This window comes from Phyllobacterium zundukense, from assembly GCF_025452195.1.
In the GTDB taxonomy this organism is placed as follows: Bacteria; Pseudomonadota; Alphaproteobacteria; order Rhizobiales; family Rhizobiaceae; genus Phyllobacterium; species Phyllobacterium zundukense_A.
This window is the reverse complement of sequence record NZ_CP104972.1, coordinates 480,933-504,029: the sequence shown is the minus strand read 5'-3', so window position 1 is coordinate 504,029 and position 23,097 is coordinate 480,933. Positions and strand designations below refer to the sequence as shown.

The 23,097-nt window shown below is 54.2% G+C and carries 22 protein-coding genes and 5 pseudogenes; 11 read left to right on the top strand and 16 right to left on the bottom strand.

The annotated features are described in order from the left end of the window. Positions 1-232 precede the first annotated feature (232 nt). The 3 genes from N8E88_RS09995 to N8E88_RS09985 form a co-directional block, all read right to left on the bottom strand. Positions 233-1,612 (bottom strand): transposase, encoded by a 1,380-nt coding sequence (locus N8E88_RS09995; protein WP_262291616.1) that lies wholly within the window; start codon positions 1,610-1,612, stop codon positions 233-235. Between the two features lie 167 nt (positions 1,613-1,779). Further along, positions 1,780-2,055, bottom strand: a complete 276-nt coding sequence (locus tag N8E88_RS09990; RefSeq protein ID WP_262291615.1) for a hypothetical protein — start codon at positions 2,053-2,055, stop codon at positions 1,780-1,782. A gap of 171 nt (positions 2,056-2,226) precedes the next feature. Then, positions 2,227-2,436, bottom strand: a complete 210-nt coding sequence (locus N8E88_RS09985; protein ID WP_112532490.1) for a cold-shock protein — start codon at positions 2,434-2,436, stop codon at positions 2,227-2,229. A gap of 1,166 nt (positions 2,437-3,602) precedes the next feature. Between N8E88_RS09985 and N8E88_RS09975 the strand changes: the two are divergent. Further along, positions 3,603-4,304: pseudogene (locus N8E88_RS09975) on the top strand (IS6 family transposase). A 211-nt stretch (positions 4,305-4,515) separates the two neighbouring features. Here the strand turns inward: N8E88_RS09975 and N8E88_RS09970 are convergent. From N8E88_RS09970 to N8E88_RS09950, 5 genes and pseudogenes are all read right to left on the bottom strand, one after another. Then, positions 4,516-4,893: a response regulator gene (locus N8E88_RS09970; RefSeq protein ID WP_262291613.1), complete on the bottom strand. Its 378-nt coding sequence runs from the start codon at positions 4,891-4,893 to the stop codon at positions 4,516-4,518. 77 nt (positions 4,894-4,970) lie between these two features. Next, positions 4,971-5,339, bottom strand: coding sequence for a hypothetical protein (locus tag N8E88_RS09965; RefSeq protein WP_262291612.1), 369 nt, complete (start codon positions 5,337-5,339; stop codon positions 4,971-4,973). Between the two features lie 34 nt (positions 5,340-5,373). Continuing rightward, positions 5,374-5,685, bottom strand: a complete 312-nt coding sequence (locus N8E88_RS31525; protein WP_315975217.1) for an HWE histidine kinase domain-containing protein — start codon at positions 5,683-5,685, stop codon at positions 5,374-5,376. Positions 5,686-5,741: 56 nt separating this feature from the next. Continuing rightward, positions 5,742-5,828: pseudogene (locus tag N8E88_RS31520) on the bottom strand (hypothetical protein); the annotation flags it as partial. A gap of 177 nt (positions 5,829-6,005) precedes the next feature. Further along, positions 6,006-6,197, bottom strand: a complete 192-nt coding sequence (locus tag N8E88_RS09950; RefSeq protein WP_262291611.1) for a CsbD family protein — start codon at positions 6,195-6,197, stop codon at positions 6,006-6,008. A gap of 853 nt (positions 6,198-7,050) precedes the next feature. Between N8E88_RS09950 and N8E88_RS09945 the strand changes: the two genes are divergently transcribed. Then, a complete protein-coding gene (locus N8E88_RS09945; protein ID WP_262291610.1) occupies positions 7,051-8,148 on the top strand; it encodes an AI-2E family transporter in 1,098 nt (365 codons plus the stop codon). Positions 8,149-8,232: 84 nt separating this feature from the next. On the opposite strand, the gene N8E88_RS09940 is transcribed toward N8E88_RS09945, so the two are convergent. Then, positions 8,233-9,225, bottom strand: a complete 993-nt coding sequence (locus tag N8E88_RS09940) for a YihY/virulence factor BrkB family protein (protein WP_262292365.1) — start codon at positions 9,223-9,225, stop codon at positions 8,233-8,235. A gap of 285 nt (positions 9,226-9,510) precedes the next feature. Here N8E88_RS09940 and N8E88_RS09935 point away from each other — a divergent pair, with 285 nt between their 5' ends. Both N8E88_RS09935 and N8E88_RS09930 read left to right on the top strand, forming a co-directional pair. Further along, entirely contained in the window at positions 9,511-9,765 is a 255-nt protein-coding gene (locus N8E88_RS09935) for a DUF982 domain-containing protein (protein WP_262292364.1), read from the top strand. A 275-nt stretch (positions 9,766-10,040) separates the two neighbouring features. Beyond that, positions 10,041-10,859 carry a transglutaminase-like domain-containing protein gene (locus N8E88_RS09930; RefSeq protein ID WP_262292363.1) on the top strand — a complete coding sequence of 273 codons (819 nt, stop codon included), beginning with the start codon at positions 10,041-10,043 and terminating at the stop codon, positions 10,857-10,859. A gap of 423 nt (positions 10,860-11,282) precedes the next feature. Here N8E88_RS09930 and N8E88_RS09925 read toward each other — a convergent pair whose 3' ends face one another. Both N8E88_RS09925 and N8E88_RS09920 read right to left on the bottom strand, forming a co-directional pair. Then, positions 11,283-12,158, bottom strand: a complete 876-nt coding sequence (locus N8E88_RS09925; protein WP_262292362.1) for a PRC-barrel domain-containing protein — start codon at positions 12,156-12,158, stop codon at positions 11,283-11,285. A gap of 801 nt (positions 12,159-12,959) precedes the next feature. After that, positions 12,960-13,304: pseudogene (locus N8E88_RS09920) on the bottom strand (alpha/beta fold hydrolase); the annotation flags it as partial. A 180-nt stretch (positions 13,305-13,484) separates the two neighbouring features. Here N8E88_RS09920 and N8E88_RS09915 point away from each other — a divergent pair. From N8E88_RS09915 to N8E88_RS09905, 3 genes and pseudogenes are all read left to right on the top strand, one after another. Beyond that, positions 13,485-13,673 carry a DUF892 family protein gene (locus tag N8E88_RS09915; RefSeq protein WP_262292361.1) on the top strand — a complete coding sequence of 63 codons (189 nt, stop codon included), beginning with the start codon at positions 13,485-13,487 and terminating at the stop codon, positions 13,671-13,673. Beyond that, positions 13,657-13,902: pseudogene (locus N8E88_RS09910) on the top strand (Rieske (2Fe-2S) protein); the annotation flags it as partial. The gene N8E88_RS09915 and the pseudogene N8E88_RS09910, both read left to right, overlap by 17 nt. Before the next feature lie 40 nt (positions 13,903-13,942). Further along, positions 13,943-14,782, top strand: a complete 840-nt coding sequence (locus N8E88_RS09905; protein ID WP_262292359.1) for an alkaline phosphatase family protein — start codon at positions 13,943-13,945, stop codon at positions 14,780-14,782. A gap of 150 nt (positions 14,783-14,932) precedes the next feature. On the opposite strand, the gene N8E88_RS09900 is transcribed toward N8E88_RS09905, so the two are convergent. Next, complete coding sequence (locus N8E88_RS09900) at positions 14,933-15,034, bottom strand: CGNR zinc finger domain-containing protein (RefSeq protein ID WP_262292400.1); 102 nt, start codon at positions 15,032-15,034, stop codon at positions 14,933-14,935. A gap of 30 nt (positions 15,035-15,064) precedes the next feature. Between N8E88_RS09900 and N8E88_RS31775 the strand changes: the two genes are divergently transcribed. Continuing rightward, entirely contained in the window at positions 15,065-15,250 is a 186-nt protein-coding gene (locus tag N8E88_RS31775) for a hypothetical protein (RefSeq protein ID WP_410010600.1), read from the top strand. A gap of 189 nt (positions 15,251-15,439) precedes the next feature. On the opposite strand, the gene N8E88_RS09885 is transcribed toward N8E88_RS31775, so the two are convergent. Further along, positions 15,440-15,658, bottom strand: coding sequence for a DUF6894 family protein (locus N8E88_RS09885; RefSeq protein WP_262292434.1), 219 nt, complete (start codon positions 15,656-15,658; stop codon positions 15,440-15,442). Positions 15,659-15,813: 155 nt separating this feature from the next. Between N8E88_RS09885 and N8E88_RS09880 the strand changes: the two are divergent. Continuing rightward, a pseudogene (locus N8E88_RS09880) lies at positions 15,814-16,269 on the top strand (LysR substrate-binding domain-containing protein); the annotation flags it as partial. Between the two features lie 135 nt (positions 16,270-16,404). After that, on the top strand, positions 16,405-17,001 hold the full coding sequence (locus N8E88_RS09875) for an autotransporter outer membrane beta-barrel domain-containing protein (protein WP_315975239.1): 597 nt from the start codon (positions 16,405-16,407) through the stop codon (positions 16,999-17,001). Between the two features lie 532 nt (positions 17,002-17,533). On the opposite strand, the gene N8E88_RS09870 is transcribed toward N8E88_RS09875, so the two are convergent. Beyond that, a complete protein-coding gene (locus tag N8E88_RS09870) occupies positions 17,534-17,734 on the bottom strand; it encodes a hypothetical protein (protein WP_262292357.1) in 201 nt (66 codons plus the stop codon). 921 nt (positions 17,735-18,655) lie between these two features. On the opposite strand from N8E88_RS09870, the gene N8E88_RS09865 reads away from it, so the two are divergent. Beyond that, entirely contained in the window at positions 18,656-19,018 is a 363-nt protein-coding gene (locus N8E88_RS09865) for a hypothetical protein (RefSeq protein WP_262292356.1), read from the top strand. A gap of 277 nt (positions 19,019-19,295) precedes the next feature. Here N8E88_RS09865 and N8E88_RS09860 read toward each other — a convergent pair whose 3' ends face one another. Both N8E88_RS09860 and N8E88_RS09855 read right to left on the bottom strand, forming a co-directional pair. Then, the gene (locus N8E88_RS09860; RefSeq protein ID WP_262292355.1) at positions 19,296-20,369 is read right to left on the bottom strand and encodes a sensor histidine kinase; all 1,074 of its coding nucleotides are present in this window, start codon (positions 20,367-20,369) and stop codon (positions 19,296-19,298) included. A gap of 1,857 nt (positions 20,370-22,226) precedes the next feature. Further along, complete coding sequence (locus tag N8E88_RS09855; RefSeq protein ID WP_262292354.1) at positions 22,227-22,841, bottom strand: PRC-barrel domain-containing protein; 615 nt, start codon at positions 22,839-22,841, stop codon at positions 22,227-22,229. Positions 22,842-23,097 lie beyond the last annotated feature (256 nt).

Sequence of the window (23,097 nt, the reverse complement as noted above, 5' to 3'; positions counted from 1 at the left end):
CGGAGGTCGGTGAGATCGAAACGTCGTTCTCGCAATTGTCCTCGTCAATTCGCGTATGGAGACTGTCAAAGCCAACGTATCCGTTCAAGGCGATCATACTGGCCGCATCCGGCGGATATCGTTGAAAAACTCGGCCAGGTAGCTGTTCATCGGGCTGTTGCAGCATCCTTCCGGTAGGGATGATGGGCTATCTGCCCCGCACTTTCGCGTAGGGTATCCTTTCTGGCCGCTTTTATGCAGCAATGACGCCGTGTGGTGGCCTTTGTGGTCTGAGTTTCGCCAGCCTTCTGAGGTTCTGGGCGGTTGCTGCAAGCAGGAATTCGTCTCGCGCACCACATGGACCTCGCAGCCTCAAACGCGCCATCCGGAGAATGCGTTTGAGGTGAGCGAAGAGCATCTCGACCTTCTTGCGGCGATGCCGGGACCGCTCGTAAGCGGGTGTGGCGGCAATAGCTCTGGCGACATCGCGGGCATCTTCGTTGAGATCACGCGGCACCTTGCGAGCAGGCGCATTCGGGCAGCAGCGCTGTTTGAATTCGCAGGCGTCGCAGTTCTTTTTGCTGGCGCGATAGAGCCGCGTCCCTTCACTCGTTATCCCCGATCTGGGCGATGCATAGGTTCGGTGAAACTGCTTGAGCTCTTCGCCTGCCGGGCAGATGTAGCGATCATTCTCGCCATCCCAGGTGAAGTCCGAACGCGAGAAGGTCCCGTCGGTCCTGTTGGATTTATCAAACACCGGAATGTGCGGCGCGATGTCCTTTTCCTTGACTAGCCAGGCAAGATTGTCAGCAGAACCGTAAGCGCTGTCGGCTGCCAGATAGCCTGGCTTCAAGCCGAAGCGGTTCTCGGTTCTGTCGATCATCGTGCGGGATGCTCCGACCTCCGCCTGACGGATCGCTCGCGTAGCCTCGACGTCAAGGATGACACCGTGATCAGTATCGATCAGATAATTGGTGGCGTAGGCGAAGAAGGCATGCCCCTTATGAGCACCTGTCCACTGAGCTGCCGGGTCGGATTGCGAAATGAACTTCGGCGTCACCGGCGAGGCAGCGCCAAAAGCCGCGTCATCCAGAACCGCCAGATATTCCTGAACCGAGCGGCCAGCATCGTCTTCGGCTTTCCATTCAGTGCCGGGCACCGAACGCTGCTTATTGGCGTCCGCCGCGATCAGGCTGGCATCAACCGCAAAGCCTTCTGCTCCCACCAGCCCTTGGGCAAGGCACCGTTCCACCACAGTCTCAAACATGTGCCGGAGGATATCACTTTGCCGGAACCGGCCATGACGGTTCTTCGAAAAGCTGGAATGATCCGGTACCTTTCCGTCCAGGCCAAGGCGGCAAAACCACCGATATGCGAGATTGAGATGGACCTCCTCGCAAAGTCGCCGTTCCGACCGGATACCCATGCTGTAGCCGATAATCAGCATTCGCATCATCAGCTCAGGATCAACTGAGGGCCGCCCAGTGTTGCTATAAAAAGGCTTCAACTGTGCTCGAACGCTATCGAGATCGAGGTGACGATCGATCCCGCGCAGCAGATGGTCCGCAGGGACATAATCATCGAGGCAGAAGTCGTAGAAGAGCTGCGCCGAAACCGCCTGACATCCCATCATTCGCCTGATCCCCTGCAAATCACTCAGAGGATTGAATCACGCGTCCCAAGCATCGGCAATGCCGAGTTTTTCAACAATATCGGCCCAAAGAGGACACTGCGTGGAGTTGATTGCCATGCATGGGGTGTGCTGGGGAATAAGCATCTCTCACCGAGTTCTGGTCGCTGCTAGGCCCGATCATATGTGAATGAAGTCAGCAGGGTTGTAACGAAGTTGCTGGCTTTCTCTTTGACAAGCGTTTCCGTCCATTCGTCAGTTCCCCGAAGCATTAAGCCGCTATAAATACTATCCACGGCGGCCTCTTCAATACGTTTGATGTGCGATTTGAAAATGCCTTCATCGCCCGTTTTATAAATATCCCGAACAACCATCCGTAAAATTTCCTGCATGGCAATTTGCCACGCTGTATTAATCGCCTGCAATTCATTAGCCGGGTCTGGCATCCAAACCTCCGTTGATACGAATCAATTATTGTTCAGCATTGTCAGAGGCCCAGCTGGATGGTCCCTGTTCTTTGAAAATAAAAAAGGCCAGACAAATGCCTGACCTTTCTGCTTAGCTTGCTTTCGACAGTGCCAGTACATCCGTGGTCAAAGGAAAGCAGTCACCAAATTTTATATCGCTTGCAGATTGCAAGCCGACATCTTGCCAGACTTGTTGTCGCGTTCCAGCTCATATCCGACCTTCTGGCCCTCAACGATCTCACGCATACCTGCGCGTTCAACTGCGGAAATATGCACAAACGCGTCAGTCCCGCCATTATCGGGTTGGATGAAGCCGAAGCCTTTTGTGGAATTGAACCATTTAACTGTGCCAGTGGTCATAACGAACCCTTTCATAGCAATTTTAAAATACCGCAACGCAGAAAGCATCGCGGATGATGAATTCGATTTTGAAGGGGGAAGTTCGTCCAGGGCACGCTGCCAGCGCACGATAACAAAAGTCAAACAAGCAATATCGACAACGCATAGCTACGCTCAAAGCCTGCCAATGTCAAATTAACGCTCTCTTCGATGTTTCAAGATGAGGAACGATAATTTTTTGCGCGCCCTTCTTGACTCCTCCAATTGTCAAACCAAATCATTCCGCGTCGATCGCTGACTGTAGGATCGATACCGCTGGAGGCGTCAGCTTCGGCGTCTCGGCGTCATGTTGCTTCAAGGAGGATATGACTATGACAGCAAATTCCAATTTCGCACCACTGTTCCGGTCCAGTGTCGGCTTTGACCGTGACTTCAATCTGTTCTGGCTCAACGGACCTTTCCGAGACGAAAAATAAAAAGGCCGCCTAAGCGCTGGTGAGGTTATTCAGGCCCGGGGAACTGAACCGTTCCAGATTTACATCATCTGATGCGAGCCGATGGCCTAAAAAGCACTGATCACTGCGCTCGCTTGGCTGGTCGGCCACTTCTGCCGACATTGATTTAATGCGGTCCCGGGTAGACCGCTAGCGATCCGATACGATTTTAAGATCGGTGTAGGACTGACTAACCACTTTACAGATGAGATGCCGCAAAGAACCCGGATGTACTCCTGATCCAGCGACACGTCAGATCAATCGGTTTCTGGTTAGAGTTTGCGAACGTACGGGTTCTATGGGTAAATCAGAGGGCCTCCCTCCATGCATGCTGGTCCTCACGCCGGCGGTCGAATGGCTTCGCGGTGGTGGAGGCACCCCAGAAGGGCGGTGCCTCCACCACCGCGCGTCAATGACGCGTCCAGACTGGAACTTCAACATGTCGAGATACACTCTATCTGTATCCTGCTCCTAGACTTAGTCGGGGCCTGTTGTGTTGGGATTGAAGGACGGCTTGCATTACGGGGACGTACGGAGCCAAGCCCATCGTTCAAGCTCGGAAGAAATAAACTGAGCGAATTCAGCCGGAGACCCACCAACGACCTCGATCCCGTTTTTTGAAAGTTTATCCCTGATGTGTGGGGCGGGTGCTGTCACATTGTTTTTAGCTTAAGAATCGATAGACGGTTCTGGATGAACCAGCCCATCGCCCATTACAAAAACCACCGGTTCCCGCCAGAGATTATCGCCCGCGCCGTTTGGCTCTATTACCGGTTTCCGTTGAGCCTGCGCCACGTTGAGGAAATGCTGCTCGAGCGCGGGATCGCTGTCTCCTATGAAACGATCCGCCGGTGGGGCAGGAAACATGGCTCCGATTATGCCCGGCGCGTTCGCCGAAAGTCACCTTCGGGCAGTGATGTCTGGTATCTCGACGAGGTTGCAGTTGCATCAATGGCATGAAATGCTGGCTATGGCGCGCTGTCGATCAAGATGGTTATGTGCTCGATGAGATCGCCCAGAAACGTCGCAATACTAAGGCGGCCAGACGTTTGCTGACCCGGCTCTTGAAGAAACAAGGCCTTTCACCCAAGCGGATAATAACCGATAAACTCCGCTCCTATCGAGCAGCAAAGCGCCAGGTCATGCCGGATGTCGAGCATCGCTCACATAAAGGCTTGAACAATCGGGCGGAGAACTCTCATCTGCCGTTTAGAAAGCGGGAACGAATGCGACAGGGCTTCCGTTCAATAGAAAGCTTGCAGCATTTCGTTCGCTGTTCTCCGCCGTCCGCAATCTCTTCGTTCCAGATCACACAAAACCTCTGCCAACCAAATTCGCAACCACCGCCTGCAGGCCATGGCTCAGTGGAAGGCCGTCTGTGGCCAGCTCGTCTGAAACTCTAAGTACGGGCCTTAATGCGTCTACCCTTCAAACAATGTGACAGCACCAGCTGCAAAGGAGGCTGATATCCACGTCAGAGAATGAACACCCACGCCCGCCCAACCTTAGGTTAGCGATCAGGTGGCAACGTCTGCCGGAGCCGGAAATTCTCGGTCTGGGTTTTTCGGCATGCGTAGTTTGCCATACCCAACCGAGCTCAAGAATCTCATCCCATAGATGAGTTGCGCAAAAGACACGTCAGCGTATCGACCAGTTCCTCAAACATGAATGGCTTTCGGATTATCGCCCGGTCGCCGTATCCATCCCAAATATCCTTGATACTATTGCCGGTGGCGAAGACAAAGGGGACAGCCCGCATGGCGAGCGCGTCTGCGACAGAGCGGCTTGTTTGGCCATTCAGGTTCATGTCCAGCATGGCTGCGTCGAAAGATTGGTTCTCAATCAGGGAAACGGCGTGATCGGCCCTGGTCGCTGTGGTCACAGACCGGCATCCGAGGTCAGCCAGCATGTCTTCAATCATCATAAGGACCAGTACTTCGTCCTCAACGACAAGGATGCGCCGGCCAGCGAGCAATTTATCCATTGCGGGCATCTTGGGGAACGGGAAATTTCATGGTGCAAGCAAGGCCCTCCGGCCGGTAATCGAGATGCACTTCACCTTCAAGTTCCTGCGCTAAACCGTTTTCGATCATGCGTGATCCAAAGCCCCTGCGGGAAGGAGTGCAACACGGCTGGTCCGTGCTGCTCTTGCCAGAGCAGAATCAGCTCCTTGCCTTCCAGCGTCGGTTCAAGTTTCCACTGGATCAGGACCGATCCCGTGCCATTGGAAAATGCACCATACTTCACGGCATTGGTTGCAAGTTCGTTGAGCGCGATCCCCAACGCCAGAACGGCCTTTGGGTGGAACTGAATGTTGTCGCCGTTGATGACAATGCGATCCTTGCGGCCGTCTGTCACCACGAACGGTTCCAGCGCATCGTTGACCACATCGAGCAAACCTACGCTTTGCCAATTTGTAAGCGTAAGCATGTCGTGCGACCGCGACAGCGCGTGCAACCTTGATTCAATCGCCTCTCGAATTAAAGTTGGGATCGGTCGCCGTCCGCAAGGCCTGCCAGACAATCGATTGCGCGGTTGAAAGGGTATTCTTCACGCGATGATTGAGCTCATTGATCAGCATCCTCGAGTGAGCTTCTTCTTCCTTGTGCCGGGTGAGATCGACGAAAGAAGCAAAATACTGAACAATCGCGCCGCCTTCATCGCGAACGGGACTGATGAAAAGCGCCGCCCAGAACTCGCTGCTATCCTTGCGTCGATAGCGAATTTCCGCGCCATCGCCCGAATGACCTTCAAACTCGGCTTCAATTTGTGCCAATCCTCTGCATCGGAGGCGTGCGCGATCAGGAAATTGAAACTTTGACCGAGGACCTCGTCACGCTCATATCCCGATAGTGCGAGGAAACTTTCATTGGCAAAAATGATCGGATTGGCTGGTTCCCTGGCATCGGTAAAGACCATCGCCATTCGCGTTTGTTCAGCGGCAACAACGAATGGGCCAAGGTCTCTTCGAAAGCTGTCAACGTCTGCTTCGGCGGCCAGTTGATCTTCAGACTTGCTTGTCTTTTTACTCAAGATTCATTCCCGGCTCTTCGATCGCGGTACGGCGCCGGACCAAACAACCGGTCCGAAACCGGATTACGCTTTATCGATGATCTTTTTCACAGCATCCTTGGCTTTACCTTTGGCCTCCTGGCCCTCGCCCTTCATCTCCTGCATCTTGCCTTTTGCCTGCATTTCCCTGGAACCGGTTGCCTTGCCGGCAGCCTGCTTGATATTGCCGGCTGCTTTATTGGCCATTCCGGAAACTTTGTCGCTTGTGCTACCCATGGGTAAACTCCTTGAAAGCTTCTTTCATAAAGCTAAACGGTCAACGCCGCCCTTGGTTCCACTTGGAAATATAGTCCAGCCTATTGAAATAGTGTGACAATAGGCGGCGCGCTGCGGGCATCGTCGATAGCCAACCCTGTCCCCAAAACAAAGTTCCGCTAACGCATGCCTGGTTCATGTTGCTCCAAACACACCACGTCGAAGAAACGGGGAAACCTCCCCAAGACATCAGGAAAAACCCGATTTGATTTGTGTTCTAACTTTAGGGGCAACAGCTTATAGACTGGCACCCAGCCATGTCGTCCGTGACAAATGGCTATTCGCCGAGTAATGGCCCGGTTTAGTCGGGCTGCCGGCGGGTCGCCCACACTTGTCCCAAACTTTGAGGCATCGAGCGAAGATCGTCATGCGGCTCTGACCCGAAAAGCGCACGACCCCGGCGACGGTCGAATAGTTCGGGACCTGGCATTTGCAGCGACGCGTCCACATCAATTTCTCCCAATGCGTGTCGATCGTCATCCCAATGTGTCGTTGCGATTTAGCGCCCGGGGCGACGTCACTTTTCCGAAGATGGAACCGCTTTCACAACAGCGCGTTTTAGCGACATCCATGGGGCGTGGCTAGCGTTTCGCTGGGCCCCTCCGAGACAAGATTATGAGAAAATCGCTTGAGGCGATGGATGACGAGATAAGAACAAATACGCCCATCCAACGCTCATTACGACCGGTGCGCGACAGGTCTGCCGGTGAAGAAACTCCGTAGAATGATGATGAAGGCCTTCATTCTTCGCTTGGATTTAGAGGTGAGGCGGCAATTGCAGGTACCGCGAGGTGTCGTGCTTGAGGAGGCATCGATGAGGAAGTCAATCTTTTCTGGGACTGTTCCTACCAGCAAAGCGACGCCGGTCGACATCTCCGATCTGACAAAAGAAGCGGGACCCTTCACCGCCGATCCGAAGCTTGTCATTCTGGCCTGTCTCTTGATTCTCGCGAGTTTGACGGCGGCTTATGTCGCCGCTGAGATCTTGCTGCCAGTCATTCTTGCGTTCGTTCTAAAGCTTCTGTTCCAGCCGGGAATGCGGCAACTGGAAAGGCTCCGCGTCCCCCGACCGCTTGCGGCACTCACGGTCATTCTGACCTTATTTGGTCTTATCGTGGGTCTTGGCGCTGCCGTATCGGGGCCGGCCTCGTCATGGGCAGGCCGTCTGCCCGAAGGTATTGAGAGGCTACAACAACGTCTTCATTTTCTGAGCAAACCGATCCAGACCTTCCAGAATTTCATGCATCAAATCGACGGCGGACAAGCCGATGCCGGCTTCAATCTGTCCGCTATCCTGCTCCAGGGAACGCAGCACTTCGCAAGCGGGTTGTTCGAGACCATTTTGATCCTGTTCTTTCTTTTGATTTCCGGCGACACGTTCCTGCGGCGAACCGTCGAGATCATTCCCCGTTTCAGCGACAAGCGCCAGATGGTCGCCCTGTCACAGCAGGTTGAGCAAGATATCTCTGCCTATCTTGTGACCATCACCTTTATGAACGGGTTGGTGGGCCTTGCAACCGGAACGGCAATGTGGGCAACGGGCCTGGGCGATCCGATCTTGTGGGGCGTTTTGGCTTTTGTCCTGAACTATGTGCCGATCCTGGGTCCGTTCGCTGGTGTAGCCATATTCGTATTTGTCGGTCTGCTTGGCATCGATGGAACCTGGACAGCTTTTTTGCCCGCAGGGCTCTACCTATTGATCCATTTGATCGAAGGCGAAATCGTTACGCCCATGCTGCTCGCCCGGCGTTTCACGCTCAATCCAGTTCTGGTCATTTTGTCACTGATCTTCTGGTTCTGGATGTGGGGCGTGCCCGGCGCCATCCTCGCCGTTCCCATGTTGGCGATCCTAAAGATCATCTGCGATGAGATTGCTCCGCTGAATTCGATGGGGCATTTTTTGGAAGGGTAAGGCCAAAAAAGACGAAGTTCACGCTTTGGTTTATCGCGCCGCCCAGCAGACCCGGCGCGTTGGAATGGCCGCGTTTAACTGCTATTAGCGCCTCGTCTCATTTGCAGATGCGCCAAGTGTATCGGCAACCACGGCTCCGCGTTCTCCCATGGGAGCCGGATCTCCGATGGTCGTATCGATCGCTGTTTGATGTTCCAGTTCAGCGTTCAGTTCAGCGCCGAGGATGAGGATGATCACCGAGATCCATGTCCATACCATCAGGCCGGCAACCGCACCGAGCGCGCCATAGGTGGCATTGTAATCGGCAAAATTGGCGAGATAGAATGTGAAGCCCGCCGATGTGATCAGCCACACCAATGTGGAAAGAATGGCCCCCCACGACAGCCAGCGCCATTTGGGCTGCTCGCGGTCTGGCCCAAAGCGATAAAAGACGGAGACGGCGGCTGCGACAACGACGGCAATTAAAGGCCAGCGGGCCAAGCTAATCAGCACCGCATTCCAACCGTCCAGGCCAAGCAGCGCCAACGCGTGTGGGATAATACCCAGCGCAGTGATCAGGATAATTCCAAAAAACATACTGCCGAACGTGAAAACAAACGAAACCAGATTAACGCGCACAAAGCTGCGGGTTTCATTCTCGCTATACGCAACGTTCAAGGCTTCGAATATTGCCTTGATGCCATTGTTCGCACTCCACAGTGCCACCGAAAGTCCGATGAAGAACCCGAGACTGAGAACTTTCGTATCCTGCGCTGCAAGAGCCTCAAGCTGGGATCGGATCAGACTAACCGAGTCCGCCGGAAGAATGCCGGCGAGGAGTGAGGTGTTACCTGCGACGGTGGCGCGGTCAGCCAGGAAACCGTACACCGACACGAACGCTGTAAGCGCCGGAAACAGCGCGAGCAGCAAATAGAATGTTGCTCCTGCCGCAATCAACATGATCCGGTCTTCCCACAATGAGCCGTACACTCTGTGGAGAATATCCTTCCAACCCTTCATCGGAATTTCAGAAGGCGCATGCGCGCGGCGGCCGCGACCCTGCTGCCTTGCACGCCGCAGTAGCGTCTTAGCGGCCATGGCAGAACCTCCCCACCAGAACCAATCCTTTCAAATTTCTGAGGGCTTATCAAGGTGCAAGGGTTCGATCATCCGTTCGCGCTTGACGGCGATCATGCTGGCATTTCATTGTGCCGATCCAGCCCGTCGTCCTCGGGTGGGATCTCAGTATGAAGGGAATGTCCGTTCCGCTGGTTCATTTCCACGATAGATTAGAGCGCGGTCAAGTTGATTGATCCGCTATTGGCCGCATAGGGAAAAGCCGGTCTTCCATGGAACTTCCATCAAATATCCACGTTTCTGGGTATGCGCGATCTGCCATTTCCATACGTTACGATAGAGACTGAACCCCTCGGCGGCACGCGGAACATTTCGTCGGTAGAAGAGGCAGCGGATTTCCTGGAAATATATTGGCCGATCAAGACGGGCAAGAAGTTCGTTGAGGCGAAGCAGGCCTGCATTGAGGCATTGGAGGGCAAGATCATGTGCACCGCTGCTCGGTCAGCATTTATCGAAGCTGCCAAGGAAGCCGATATTTACGTCGCAGAAAAGAGGCTCTAATCCGCTTGATTAGAAAAATGCCAATGAGGCTAGGATCTGCTTCTAATACCGCATGGCATAAACCGGCTTTAACGGAACGATCAGACGAGAAGCCTAGTTGCAATCACTGTGCCTTCCCTTGACGCGATGATCCGCTTCCGTTGTTGGTACTGTCGGCACCGGTGCGATGGCCTTGGGGACGCTGTTCTGTCAAAAAACTTACATTCAAGCGTGTGCATCTGCAATATTTCGAATCGCGCTTTGCATTGTTGGATACAACCAACGGAGTGCCGCATATGAGATTACATGTCGGGTGTGAACTGACATTCGAGTTTCCGCAGGAAACACCGCTGATTGCGATATTGAACGTTCACCATTCCCGTGTGGCCGATTTGATCGACGTTGAAACATTCACCACGTCACCCGCAATCCGAGCCAGCGGGTACCACGATCAGTTTGGAAACTGGTGTAATCGGATTGTCGCACCAGCAGGCACATTCAGCCTCAGCACGAATGCCCTAGTGAACGACAGCGGCGGACCTGATCCTGTCGTGCTTAATGCCGTTCAACATCGCGTGCAGGACCTTCCGGACGACACACTCGTCTATCTCATGGGTAGCCGATACTGTGAGACGGATTTGTTGAGCGATAATGCTTGGAAGCTGTTCGAACATCGCGCGCCCGGGTGGCAGCGTGTTCAGGCGGTTTGCAACTACGTGCATCACCATATCCATTTTGGATACGAATATTCCAATCCGACACGCACGGCTTATGGGGCATTTGGCGAAGGCCGAGGTGTTTGCCGGGATTACACGCATCTCGCCGTTGCGCTTTGTCGATGCCTGAATATCCCGACACGGTACTGTACCGGATACATTACCGATATCGGGCTGCCGCCCCCGTATGCGGAGATGGACTTTTGTGCCTGGATGGAAGTGTTTCTGGGTGGTCAATGGCACGCATTCGATCCGCGCAACAACGCCCCTCGCATCGGGCGTATCAAGGTTGCACATGGCCGGGACGCGGCCGACGTGCCGCTCACAAATATATTCGGGCCAAACGTTTTGACCAAATTTAAGGTGTGGGCCGACGAGGCAGCCCACACGTTCGAGTAATTGGGCGTTAATGGAGCATTGTAGTGGCGTCCAAAATCAATCTCGGTCTCCGCCACGCAAAGATGGTTGATCCCTTTTTTACAAAGACCGTCCACCAAGGCCAAAGTCGCGGTAGCCCGAAAACTCTCAATCCTGCTTCATTGCATTTGGGTAGATGGGACAACCTTCGAATGGAACGAAACGAACGCATAAGCCTCACTTAATCCTGCCAGTTTATCGGCCCGCAGCGGAACCTGTGATATCTCCGCCGGGACGGTGGTTGTGGTGACCTCGTTGCATGGGCTGCAGGCAGGCGGCTCGGCCGCACTTCGTTGCTTGAGACCCCGATCCAAACCTCATCATGAGGCGAAGACCTCGAAAAGGACCATGACCGCGGCAAGGATGTTTACGAAAGGCCTAAACACAGGCAGTCGGCATCTGACTCTATTCGGCCGCACCGCGAAGCAGAATCTTCTCGCTGTCGGCCTTATATGCCTCTGCCGAATAGGCCGGGTGCTTCTCAAGCTCGTCCTTGGTAAACGGCGTAAAAACGGAAATTTTTCCATTGTCATCGGCGAGCAGATCGAGGTTTTCAATCGAGATTGCGATCGGCTTTTTGCCTAGTCCAAGAAAGCCACCAACATCCACGACGAAAGCGTCGACCTGGCCGTCACCTGCCATCAATGTATCTGCCACGCTGCCGAGCTGCTTGTCATCGGGGCCATAGACCGCTGAACCTATCAACTTTTCAGAGCTTATCGATGCAGTCGGAACAGCCTTGAGCGCGCTCCTGATATCCGAAGCAGCCTTATTAACCACGCTTTCCGGTTTAGCATTCGTTGCGACTTCCGTAGCCGGTCCCTTGACGGGATCGGATGCGCCGTCCCTGAGCAAACTAGTGCGATCGAACGTGGGAGCGCCGCTCAGTTCCTCTTTGCTGCTCGCAACAACCAGCCACCGCTTGTTGTCCGCGCGAGTCACCCATGCCAATTGATCGAGACTGACGGCAATATCCTTCTGGCCGACGCCAAGAAAACCGCCGACGCCAATAAGCGCCGCCACCGCATTTCCGTCTGGGCTGAGCACAATATCGGTCACTTCGCCGATCGTGGCAGCGTCGTCTGCCGGACCGTTATAAACTGTTTGTCCGACGAGGCCCGATGTGAGGACGAGCCCTTTCGAAGCGACGAGATAGCGATCGTGATCGCGTACCGCCACCGATGGTTGCCCAAAAACGTCGTGAGACGTCCTTCCGTCTTGTGCGAATGCCCCTGTTGTCATCAATGTTATGAGAAAAGTCGTCGTGAATAAAGTTTTCAAAATTGATTGCTCCTGGAAGGCGGCACAATGCGTGCAGCCAAGCACAAACGCAGAGACTAGCTCTCTGTTCCAGGTTGGCTGTGAAAACATCGCCGAGTAGCCGATCTATCTCCAGAACAGAAGTGGGTCTTAGCAGTCAATCTCACCGAGTGCCCGGTCTCGCGGAATGAAAGTGGCACATACGCCTCCGCCGACAACTTGCCATGCTGCTTCTTGTAAGCACGCGACGTATAGCTGCCATCATAGCCCAGAGCACGAAGCTGTTTATATAACCGATCAATGTCAGCCGCTCTCGCGATGACTTTCCCGCATTCGCCGTCAGAAAACGATCAAGCTCTTCCCGCCACGAGGCAGGGGGCTGGTGTTGTTGTTCGTAGCGGTCCGAGCAGAGAACCTTGCGCACCACTTTGCGCGAAATCTTCAGGTCACGGCAAATCTGCTTGATCGATTTGCCTTGGACCCGTGAAAGCAGACGGACCTTTGCAATCGTCTCCACTACAAGCATCCAACACAGGCCTCCGGTAAAACGGAAGACACACTAGCCAAAGCCGATGGGGCCCGTGGATGAATATAACCCCCAAAACAGGGGTCCTTACTTCATGAACAATCACAGCTCTTAGAAGATGACCAGCCTAAACGCCCCGAGGAAGTCTGAGCCCCCGGCTCCTCATTGCGTCATGTTATTCGAAGACAATCCAGTTCACCTCGCGGAACAAAAGGCGCCTGCCTGTGTTCAGTGTTGGACATCAGCTTTCTTGGAAAAATTGAATGGAAACTGCCGGAATTGGATGGATTGCGGTGGCGTTGCCGGATGCTTGCCGAGATCTGTGATCCGAAGTCATGGAGATACAAAGTGAATTTGCTAAGTCCGAGTTGCGCCGTGAAGCGCTCCAGAAATCAGTGTAGCCGTCGAAGGTGTATTCGAAATTCCTCTGGCGTATCACTGTAACCGCAGCCTGGAAAATCCGGCGTAATTAGTCGCCAACCGTCGGCCAGTGGCGGCATGTAGTTACGAAACTCATAAGACGAACATGGATATCCATGGGGTAACAGGATGACCGGAGCGTCTTTTGACCCAGCCTCACGATAGAAAATTTTCATGCCGCCCAGGTTCAGTTCTCTGTGATGTGCACGCCCGTTTGTCATGCTTCTTCCCTTCTTCATTGAGAACATCAAAAGCTTAATGGGAAGGTTCGCGATGGGTTCCGAGCAGTACTGATTGAATGGGTAGTGAAATTGCTGGGGCGCTGACGAAACGCCAATCGGCAACGTCCTTCAAGCGCGGTTGCCAGCTGGATAAAAGCTCTCGAACATGCGGTTCATGCGATGGAACAACAAGCGCGCACCATCCTGAAAGGCCAGGAGGGCCGGCTGGAGAACTATCCCGATCTGCGCCAACGGATTTCGCAGCATATCCGCGAGACCCAACGGCATGCGGAAACGGTTCGTGGTTGCCTTGAGCGGCGCAAGCCGAATCTTCGTCCCTCTCTTGCACAGGTTCTACGCGATGCTTAATATCTGTCCGCATCGGGGTGCCGCGATCTGCCAGGGACCGGTTTCCGGCACGACAAAGCAGACCGACAGCCGCGAGTTCGTCTACGAGCGCTCGGGGGAACTGGTTCGCTGCGCCTGGCACGGTTGGGAATTCGACATCCGCAGCGGCGCCTTCCTAGTCGATCCGAAAATACGGGCAAGAACTTTCCCGGTGACGGTTGAGGACGAGAAGATTTTTGTGCATCTTTGAGGCTGTCGTTTACCTGGTCCCCACATAGCAAGGACACTGCATGCCGCTTCGCTCGAAACTTCTTCTCATTGTCCTCGACGGCCTGCCATGGCGCAACTGGCGCAAATATATGGGCAACCTCGAAGGCTGGGTGCAGTCGGGCGAGGCGCGCGTTTGGAAGATGCGCTCCGTCCTGCCGTCGACCTCCGCCTCCTGTTACGCCTCGATCCACACCGGCGTATCGCCGCAGGTCCACTATGTCGTTTCCAACGAAACGCTGTTTCGGGTAGAACAGCCCGACATATTTTCCGAAGTTGTGAAAGCGGGGGGCAAGACAGGGGCAGTCACGCATTCGTTCTGGTCGATGTTCTTCAACCGCGTGCCCTTCGATCTCGTCCGCGACATCGAGTACGACGAACCTGGCGGACCGATCACCCATGGTCGTTTTCACACGATGACCGGCTACAATCACAAGAACCAGATGACGCCCAGCGATACGGATTTGTTTGCCACGCTGACCATGCTGGCAGAGCGTCACGGCATCGACTACGGCATTCTCCATACCTGCACGCTGGATTCGATGGGACACCGCTACGGTCATGATTGTGGCGAGATGGACCATGCGCTGTTTGCCATGGACGCAATGCTGGCCACTTTTCTGCCGCGCTGGCGCAAAGCAGGCTACGAGGTGATGGTGACGGCCGATCACGGCCAGACGGACCGCGGTCATCATGGCGGTCGCGGCGACGAAATGCAGGATTTCGCGCTCTATTATTTCGGCGCCGGCGAAGGACCTGAAGACGATGTCCTGCTCGACCAATTGCAACTTGCCCCGACTGTCCTCGAACGGCTGGGCGCACCGGTGCCGGCAACGATGAAAGCCGAATCTTTTCTGAGATAGGTTACTCTGCGGTATTGGCCGCTCCGGGGTAAGCCTTAACAGAACGCCTGTAGGCGGAGATATGATGCCCTCTGTCTGCCTGGAGATTCGCAGTGGATCATGCCACAACGGCAACAAACACGAAATTTCAGTCGGCATGGTCGGCGATCATTATTGCCGATTTTCGGATCTGAAGCGCCGGACGCGGCGGTCATGCGGCCCGCATGTGTCGTCTGAGCACCACCGCCGCCGCCCACCTCTCGTATGATCGATGCCAGCAGTTCTTCCCGGAGACGCTCCCAGATGATTGAGGGCGACTGGATAAAGCAGGGAACCACTGTCATTGATGTCGGCATCAACCGCATTAATGCGCCGGAATCCGACATCGTGATTGTCGGAGGTCGCCCAGCAGGTCTTGCGGCTGCCATCCGTCTGAAACAGATCAATCCAGATCTTGCCGTCGTCGTTCTTAAAAGGGAGCAGAAATAGGAGCGGATATTCTATCAGGATCGGTAGTTAATGCGGGTCGGCATCAACTGCTGCCTAGGAGGATCAGTTCCTTTTGGTCGGACCGCGGGCTCAATTTCGTCTCCCTAACATCCTTATGCCGCCGCTGATGAACAATCCGGATGCCAAGGCAGCAGATAATCTTCCGAATTTCATAGAAGCGATGTTTGACTACCCGTTGAGCAGGTCATTGCGAAAAATGGTGCCGATCAACTCCTCAGAGTCATTGTAAACTCTGATAAGCCATTCGGCCGGATCGATGGCGCTATCGACCAGCATTTTACCTGCCGCGCGTTTTGCTTCGGCCAACGCTGCTTCGTGGTCGATAAATTCGACGGTTATGTCGTTGTTTTTGGTCCCTTCATGAAATTCAAATCGAAACGATGGCATGCTAGTCCCTCCGGAACGGACGGTCCCGATCTCGTGTAACGCGGCGGGAGGTCAATCGTTGCACGCAGACTTCGAGGGCCGATCATACGACGTGTCTTCACCGTTCCAGCAAATCAGCCGGGTCGGATCGTTAACCGATGGTGGCGCTGATCGACGAAGCACCCGCCGGCATCCGTCGCCGCCGTCTCTATGACGAAAAACTTGTGACATTGATGCGTACGGATCATCCGGCCGCTGTCGGAAAACTCACGCTCGACCGCTTTCTAGCGCTTGAGCATATCGTGGTCAGCGTCACCGGCGCCGGCGCTGCGCCCGTCGATGAAGTGCTTGCGCGCATGGGGCGGAAGCGAAGGGTGAAGCTGCGCGTGCCGAACTTCTTTGCAGCGGTGGAGATAGCCGCCTGCTCCAACCTGATCATCACCCTGCCGTCGAGCCTGGCGCGATCCGCCGCCGACATGATGCGCTTCGTGTCGCGGCCTCCGCCCCTCGATCTTGGGAGCTTCACGATGAGCCTCGTCTGGCACGCGCGTCAACAGGACACCCCCAGGCACATCTGGTTGAGGCGCGCCATTGTCGCGGCGACGGCGGATATGTCATCGGCCGACCGCTGAGGCCCCAAACGCGGGCTATCTGTCGCGCAACTGATTTATACCATTCTCTGGCGATTGCACTGGAAGGTTGCTCATAGGAACGAGGCGGGTATCCTCCATGTTCGGCAATGGCGAGGTCGACACTGATGGCTACGAGTGGGAGCTACGCTGACCTGGTATGGCCAGAATGGCTTTTACCTTGACGGGCAGGCGCAGGCGGCATGGTACGAAAGTGACCTGTCTTCCGGCGTCCTCGGTAGTCTCTCGAATGGGAATGACGGTTTCGGCTACGCCTTCAGCTTGGAAACCGGCAAAAGACTTGCTTCGAACCAGAGCTGGACGCTCACCCCGCAAGCTCAGCTTGCATATTCCAATGTAGACTTTGACGCCTTCACCGACCCCTTCGGTGCCAATGTTTCTCTCGGGACGGGTGAGAGCCTCAAGGGTCGTCTCGGACTTTCGGCAGATTATGAAAATGCCTGGGAGGGCGCTTCAGGAAGGACAACCCGCACGCACCTTTACGGTATTGCCAATCTTTATTATGAGTTCCTGGATGGGACGGAAGTTGAAGTATCAGGCGTAAACTTTGCCAGCGAGAACGATCGGACGTGGGGCGGTATTGGCACCGGCGGCTATAACTGGAATGATGACAAATATTCCATTTACAGCGAGGTTTCCATCAACACCAGCCTGTCTCACTTCGCTGACAGCTACAGCCTCAACGGGACGGCCGGGTTCAAGGTGAAGTTCTGAGGCACAGCCTGAGTGAAAACCCCTAGTGTAGTTCAGAAATTTTGTGAGCTACACCGAGGGAAACCTGATTGACGTGATCCCCGCGCTGTCCCAGGACTTTCTGGTGTTTTCGAGGATCCAGTCAGGGCACGCGTAGCAAGAGCTACATTATCAGCGTATGGCATTCGGGCCACCCCTGCGTTTTATCTCCAAAGCATTCAGCTCGTCTCTAATACGCCTGGCCTCGGCAGCCTCCAGCAGAATGGCGTCGAAGCCCTCTATCGAGGCCGGTTTCTCGGTAAACACGTCATAGACTGTCCACTTATTCTTCGTCTCACGTCTAATGTCGAACCTGAGGGTCATGCTGAAGCCGTTTGTGCAATAAAGACGCGGTGGCCTAGGTCCACCGCCAATCCGCGGGCCACAAACTTGTATGGATCATGCGCCCGCCCGGCTGGAACCCCGGTGTTCAGGAACAATTAAAATCAGACTTGGTTCCGCCGCTGCCCGGCGCAGGGACGGCGGAGACCCCAATGTGCGAAGTTTCGATGCTTTATTCACCGAAACAAAGCATTCCCCTGACGCGCCATACACTTTTTATTTTTTGATGAATTTCGTCCGCACTACGATGGGGAAAATCCTTGCCGAGGGCCGCGGCCATTATCGATGCGTTCGTGACCTTGGGGCGGGATTCATAAGCGATTCTGGCCTGCGCCTTGATCTCAATCATAAGTCTTCTGTCGTCGTCGGTCATGCTGTCGCCCCGTTGATTTTGCTACCATATCAGATGCTCCCCCTGTCGCCCAGCGGACGATGACACATTCTCCAGCGTTGTTCGGGTGGCGACGGGGCAACGGGTACCCCAAGTGATTAAAAACTCAGAGGCTGGCGGCAACCCACCGCGAGATTCTTGCGAGTATATGTTGTCAGAAAGCAGAACCGTCCGGAATGATGAAAGTTCTCGGACACTGCTTGATAGGATAAGGCAGCGATTGACCAGACAAAACTTGGTTATTCGCTTCTTCCTGGTGCTCGCCGCCGTGTCAATCCTCATCGTCCCGCAAAGTCTCTTTCGCACCAACGATCCATCCCAAGAGGGTTGGCACGTACGGACATGGAATGCGCAGGATCAAACATACGTTCCACAACACGGCGGCGGCCAAACCGCGCGGGGAATACGTCCAGAACTTCCGTAGCGGAAATATGACCATCTGCTCCTCCGGTAGGCGAGGATAAGTGCCGCTCCTATGTGACACTTTCAAATTTTGATCGCTTGCTACACGTAAGATGCGGCAGAGCCCCGTGCAAGTCATGGACATCCAGGGATCGGGTCTGCTGGCACGCGGATTTGTAAGAAGTTGAATTTGTTCAAGTCCGCGCCAGGCGAGGCATGTTTGGTATCGTCAGCATCTGCGTGCGAACCGAAGCGGAGCCGACCGGCCGGGACGCAAATCGTCGGCGGTCGGGTTTTGAAGGGCTGATGTGAAAAAGAATCTCTTCTAAATCAGACCGTTGCTGAAACCGGGGGGCTTTCAGCTATCTCAAGAATACAGGGTATCAACTCTTGGTTCACCTCCGGTCCGGCAATGGACCAAGACGATCCTTGTCCCTCTTGTGCGTGGTCGCCAGCGTATGTCACAAAGCACGCACAAGAAGCGGAGTGAGAGGAACGACGTTGAATTGGGATGCGATAAAATTTCACGATACCTTGGCTCGCGAGACATCGAGACTGCAACACAATGAAGCATTGTCCGATATTGAGCGGGAAACTTTCATCGTTGCCTTGAGCGAATTGAGTGACGCAGTTTTGAGTGCCGAGCCTTATCCGATGGCGGTTGGCGCGCACCTTGACGTTGAGAGCTTGCAGGCATTGCGTGATGCGATACGGCTTATACAGACAAAGCGAATTGCTCGGGAAAGCGCAGCCAAGCGCGCATTTACCTACAAGTCTTTTGACCTTATGACACAAGAGGAAGCCAATTGCAGCGGTAGCGACAATGTGGTCGTTGCAAATTTCCGATCGCCGCAAAAGACATGATCGATAGGGGAAAAGGAAGAGAGATGGCCGAGCCTTTATTGGTCAGACCAGACAACCAGTAGGTCAACACTTGGCGGGCGATAATAATATTTGCGTTACTCTACGTCCATTTTGGTCCCATTGCATCCTGGAACAATCCCTTCAGCTCAGCCTCTGCTGGGGTTTGGAATTCTGCAGCCTCGAACCTGGCATCCATTGCCTTCCGGTTCCATTGCGCGCCGTTAGATCTATGGGGAACGCTACTTGTCCACCAGACGCCACGTGCCGGCGGCAGTGGTCATGCAGCCTTTGGTAGGCGCGAGGTGAAGGTCGCCCGCGTGATCGACACGCTCGTGCCTTTTGCACTGCTGGCAACATCCATTTTCGCATCAAGTTGCTTGACCAAAGCCTGGACGATGGCTGTTCCAAGTCCGCCAGCGGTTTCGCTTGTAGTAACAGTGTTTTTGCCGATGCCATTGTCGGAAACGATCAACTTCCAGTCAGACCTGTCCACTTCGTATGTAACGGCGATCGCGTCATCTGCTCGAACCACTGGAAAGGCATATTTGATGGCGTTGATTACGAGTTCTGTGACGATCAGTCCGAGGCTGACAGCCTTGTCCGAGCCGATCCACTCCTTGTCCGCAAGGACGTTGATGGCGACCGGATTGTTCTCGCCGGTCATCGAGGCGGCCAGACTGGCGCAGAGCTTGGACAAGTAAGAGCCGACTTCAATCTGGTCGACACTGATCGACGTATGCAGATGTCGCTGCACCTCAGCCACCGACATCACACGCTGATGCGCGTCGTGCAGATGCAGCCGTGTTTCCTCCGACGTGACGGCGCGTGCCTTCAAAAGCAAAATGCTGGCAATAATCTGCAGGCTATTGGCAACACGATGTTGCATTTCCTGTAGTAGCGTATCTTTCTGGCGCAGAAGCTCTTCCGTCTGCCGGAGGAGATTTGCCTTTTCCCGCTCGATCACGCGCCGGTCCGTGACATCGGAAAATGCCAGAAGGATCGTTGAAAGGCTGCTGTCGTCATAAAGTACTTTTCGCGCGTTGAGCAGCATGGTCCTGTGGCCGAGATTGGGGAAATCATGCTCTACCTCGAAGCCGTCCATCGCTGTCTTTTCCGGGATGATGGTTTCGAGAAGAATGCGTAGTGCAGGGATGTCCCACTGGCCGTCTCCGAGTGAATAGAGCAAATGGCCCCGCGTCTGTTCGGGATCGACTTTGAATTTTTCGTAGAAGGATCGACTTGCGGCGAGGACGCGAATTTTATCGTCAAGCACGAGAAAGGGTTCGGGAATGGTGTTAACGATAGCTTGCGCAAGCTTTTGCGCGTCTTCGAGATTGGGCAGGTCGATCATGACAAAGGGTGGATCCGATCCGAACCCGGTACGGCTTCGATACGAGCGCCCATTTGATCCTCGGGTGATAATAGACTGTTCGCCCACCAATGTCGCTAACGGATTATTCACTGCGCAGATCGTCTGAGCGAACCGGAACGTATGGACCCGTGACGGGTCGCCTTCCCGAATGGTTTTCAAACCCACCACTTTACGGAGGCAAATAAAATGCAGTGCGACACTTGGGATGGAATTGGCGTGACAAGCGACACTCAAACTGCGGGAGAAACCTACCGAGTACGGCGGGCCAAAACTCATCACCAGATCAGCATTTTTCACAGAGGTGCACGATTGCGTGGCTTGATGCTCGCGCGTACCGCACGGCGTGCGGTTCGTGCAAATTTTGATCTCGGCACGGCGTTGTCGCAGCGGGGATCATCTCGTAAAACGCATCGTCATTGAACCGCCCGATCGCACAGCAGGCTCAGTGGGTCAAACGTCGTCAAATACACCTCACCACCGAAGCAATGATTGTGGAATTTCATTCGACAATCACAGAATGGAGAAAATCAGCGATTATCGGCACTTTCAAAGGAAGGTGGCAGGTTCTGCAATCGGATAACAAGAGCCAAATCCTTGGCAAGGATCGATAGGGCTTGCATGTTGGGTAATGGGTTCGAGTCCTCCGATCGGACGTGAACCGCTTCGTGCTTCCCCGAATGATTTACGATTTTCCTGAATTAGGAAGCTGGAGAGAAAATGGCTCCTTCGTGTATGATACTTGCGTCGCCTTGCCTGCGCGTTTTTTGGACAATGACAAATCGAAGATCGCGACTCTTGAAAGGACACTGCAAACGACTTCCGTCTCGTTAAAATAAGAAATGAACTGGCTCATTCGGATACCGTGGTTCTGCCGTGGGATGGCATAAATCTGAAACTCATGCGTTCGGAGCTAAGTGACAAGTATCAGATGGTTACTTTTCCCTTGATAAATCGGGGGACGAGAAACCAAGGTCGCGCAATACTGCAACTTGTACAAGGCCTTCCAGCAAGAGCATCTAAGCATGCCCGCTGCCTGCCTTGAATTTGTCAGCGTTCCTTGCCGGCCAATGCGCAGCGAGCCAAATCTCCGCTTCGACGACAGACCCAATATCCTTCGTGTTACCGAATTGATCGGCAAATCGTTACATGAGGGAACGCAAGGTCGCGATGCTAATAAACACGTAACAAGAAAGGCCGTTCCTAGGTTTTGGGACGGGCGACTTGCGCAGACAACAGTTCGGCGTATTGTGCTTTGGGTAGGGACTGTTGAAGGGGTTCAATATGGATGTCTCAGCGCCTCAATCACCGGTTGGAATGCCCGCATTGCGGTACATTGTACCTCAAATTTCCGACCGTTTTATCGGCTGAGAGCCCTATCCACTGCAGCACTTGCGGCATGCCGCTTGGCAGGTGGATCGAGCTGGAAGAAGACTTCAACGCTCAAGGTGGGCAGAGCGGCGTGTTTGAGCTGCATGACGGCCAGATTATTCGAATAGATAGATCGTCCTCCTAGTGATTTTGCTCAGATCCAATGATGCCTGTTTGTTTCGCATCCTGGATGTTCAAGAGATCGCTCAGATAGTCTGCTTGATCTTGGGGAAGGTCGATCGTAAAGAAACCGTTGACCACAGTTGGGAAGCCCGTGGACAGGTCATAGACGGCCCACTTTCCATTGGCTTGCTGCCTCGGCTGGTATTTTCGCTCTGCCATTCCGGCGGAACGAATAAAATGTTTGCTTGTTCCTCGTTTTAGTCGTCAGAGTCAGCCGACATTTTGAGATGGCCTCCTCGCGGGCTCATCGTTGCCACGATGAGCCCGCCTCGTTGTTATAGCTTTTTAGTTCGCCGGAGCCGGCGTCGCTGGTGCCATTTTATTGTCTTGAACTGCCGGAGCTGGGTCGGCGGGCGCTGCATCAGTCTTTGCTTCGTTCGCCTTGTTTGGATCAGCCACTCCCTCCGTAAACTTTGCCGATGTCTCGAAAGCCGGAGCGCTCTGCAAGTTTTCCTTGGTCGTGTTCACCACTATCCAGTTCGACTTGTCGCCTCGAACGGAAAGTTTGAGGTGGCTTGCCGGGATGGCCACGTCTTTTTGGCCAACCCCCAGGAAGCCACCGACACCGATAACCGCTGCATGTACGGTTCCGTCCGGCGTGAGGATAAGATCGTTAAGCTCACCAATAGACTGCGCATCATCGCCATCGCCATTGTAAACAGCTTTGCCGATGAATTCAGAGGCGAGCACCTGACCCTCCGAAACACTGCTGATGGGCTGAATTTCGGTCGAAGCCTGACTGCCGGAAGGGGCTTTGAATAGCTCCTTTGTAACTGCAGGTTCTGCACCAGCCGGTGCTGCGTTATCGGCGGGTGCAGCAGGCGTGGTTGCTGTCTGTGCCCATGCACCGCCTGATACCCAGGCCACGCAAGCGGTAGTAATCAAGAATGTCGTACGCATTTTAGATCCTCCTTTGAAGCGCCCTGTGCGCGCTCCATTGGAGAATTAACAAGCAGTGTGGCTGTGTTGTTCCGCCGCAACTCAACCTTCGTGTAATAATTTCTGTAAGCATCAAGTCTAAGTTATACGGGAGGGACTATGTTTGGGTGTCCCTTTTCATGCGAGGAAATTCACCGTAGAAATATCACCGATGGATCGATTTAGCTTCCGGTTTTCAATATGGGTCATTTCGGGTTACCATTAGGTTCTAGTTTAC

Bases quoted from the DNA above. Each gene is read 5' to 3' on its own strand.
- N8E88_RS09935 (WP_262292364.1), top strand. From the start codon at position 9,511: ATGCGCGATCTGCCATTTCCATACGTTACGATAGAGACTGAACCCCTC.
- N8E88_RS09945 (WP_262291610.1), top strand. From the start codon at position 7,051: ATGAGGAAGTCAATCTTTTCTGGGACTGTTCCTACCAGCAAAGCGACG.
- N8E88_RS09915 (WP_262292361.1), top strand. From the start codon at position 13,485: ATGGAACAACAAGCGCGCACCATCCTGAAAGGCCAGGAGGGCCGGCTG.
- N8E88_RS09995 (WP_262291616.1), bottom strand. From the start codon at position 1,612: ATGATGGGATGTCAGGCGGTTTCGGCGCAGCTCTTCTACGACTTCTGC.
- N8E88_RS09950 (WP_262291611.1), bottom strand. From the start codon at position 6,197: ATGGGTAGCACAAGCGACAAAGTTTCCGGAATGGCCAATAAAGCAGCC.
- N8E88_RS09905 (WP_262292359.1), top strand. From the start codon at position 13,943: ATGCCGCTTCGCTCGAAACTTCTTCTCATTGTCCTCGACGGCCTGCCA.
- N8E88_RS09970 (WP_262291613.1), bottom strand. From the start codon at position 4,893: ATGGATAAATTGCTCGCTGGCCGGCGCATCCTTGTCGTTGAGGACGAA.
- N8E88_RS09855 (WP_262292354.1), bottom strand. From the start codon at position 22,841: ATGCGTACGACATTCTTGATTACTACCGCTTGCGTGGCCTGGGTATCA.
- N8E88_RS09990 (WP_262291615.1), bottom strand. From the start codon at position 2,055: ATGCCAGACCCGGCTAATGAATTGCAGGCGATTAATACAGCGTGGCAA.
- N8E88_RS09985 (WP_112532490.1), bottom strand. From the start codon at position 2,436: ATGACCACTGGCACAGTTAAATGGTTCAATTCCACAAAAGGCTTCGGC.
- N8E88_RS09940 (WP_262292365.1), bottom strand. From the start codon at position 9,225: ATGGCCGCTAAGACGCTACTGCGGCGTGCAAGGCAGCAGGGTCGCGGC.
- N8E88_RS09965 (WP_262291612.1), bottom strand. From the start codon at position 5,339: ATGCTTACGCTTACAAATTGGCAAAGCGTAGGTTTGCTCGATGTGGTC.
- N8E88_RS09930 (WP_262292363.1), top strand. From the start codon at position 10,041: ATGAGATTACATGTCGGGTGTGAACTGACATTCGAGTTTCCGCAGGAA.
- N8E88_RS09870 (WP_262292357.1), bottom strand. From the start codon at position 17,734: ATGACCGACGACGACAGAAGACTTATGATTGAGATCAAGGCGCAGGCC.
- N8E88_RS09860 (WP_262292355.1), bottom strand. From the start codon at position 20,369: ATGATCGACCTGCCCAATCTCGAAGACGCGCAAAAGCTTGCGCAAGCT.
- N8E88_RS09885 (WP_262292434.1), bottom strand. From the start codon at position 15,658: ATGCCATCGTTTCGATTTGAATTTCATGAAGGGACCAAAAACAACGAC.
- N8E88_RS31775 (WP_410010600.1), top strand. From the start codon at position 15,065: ATGATTGAGGGCGACTGGATAAAGCAGGGAACCACTGTCATTGATGTC.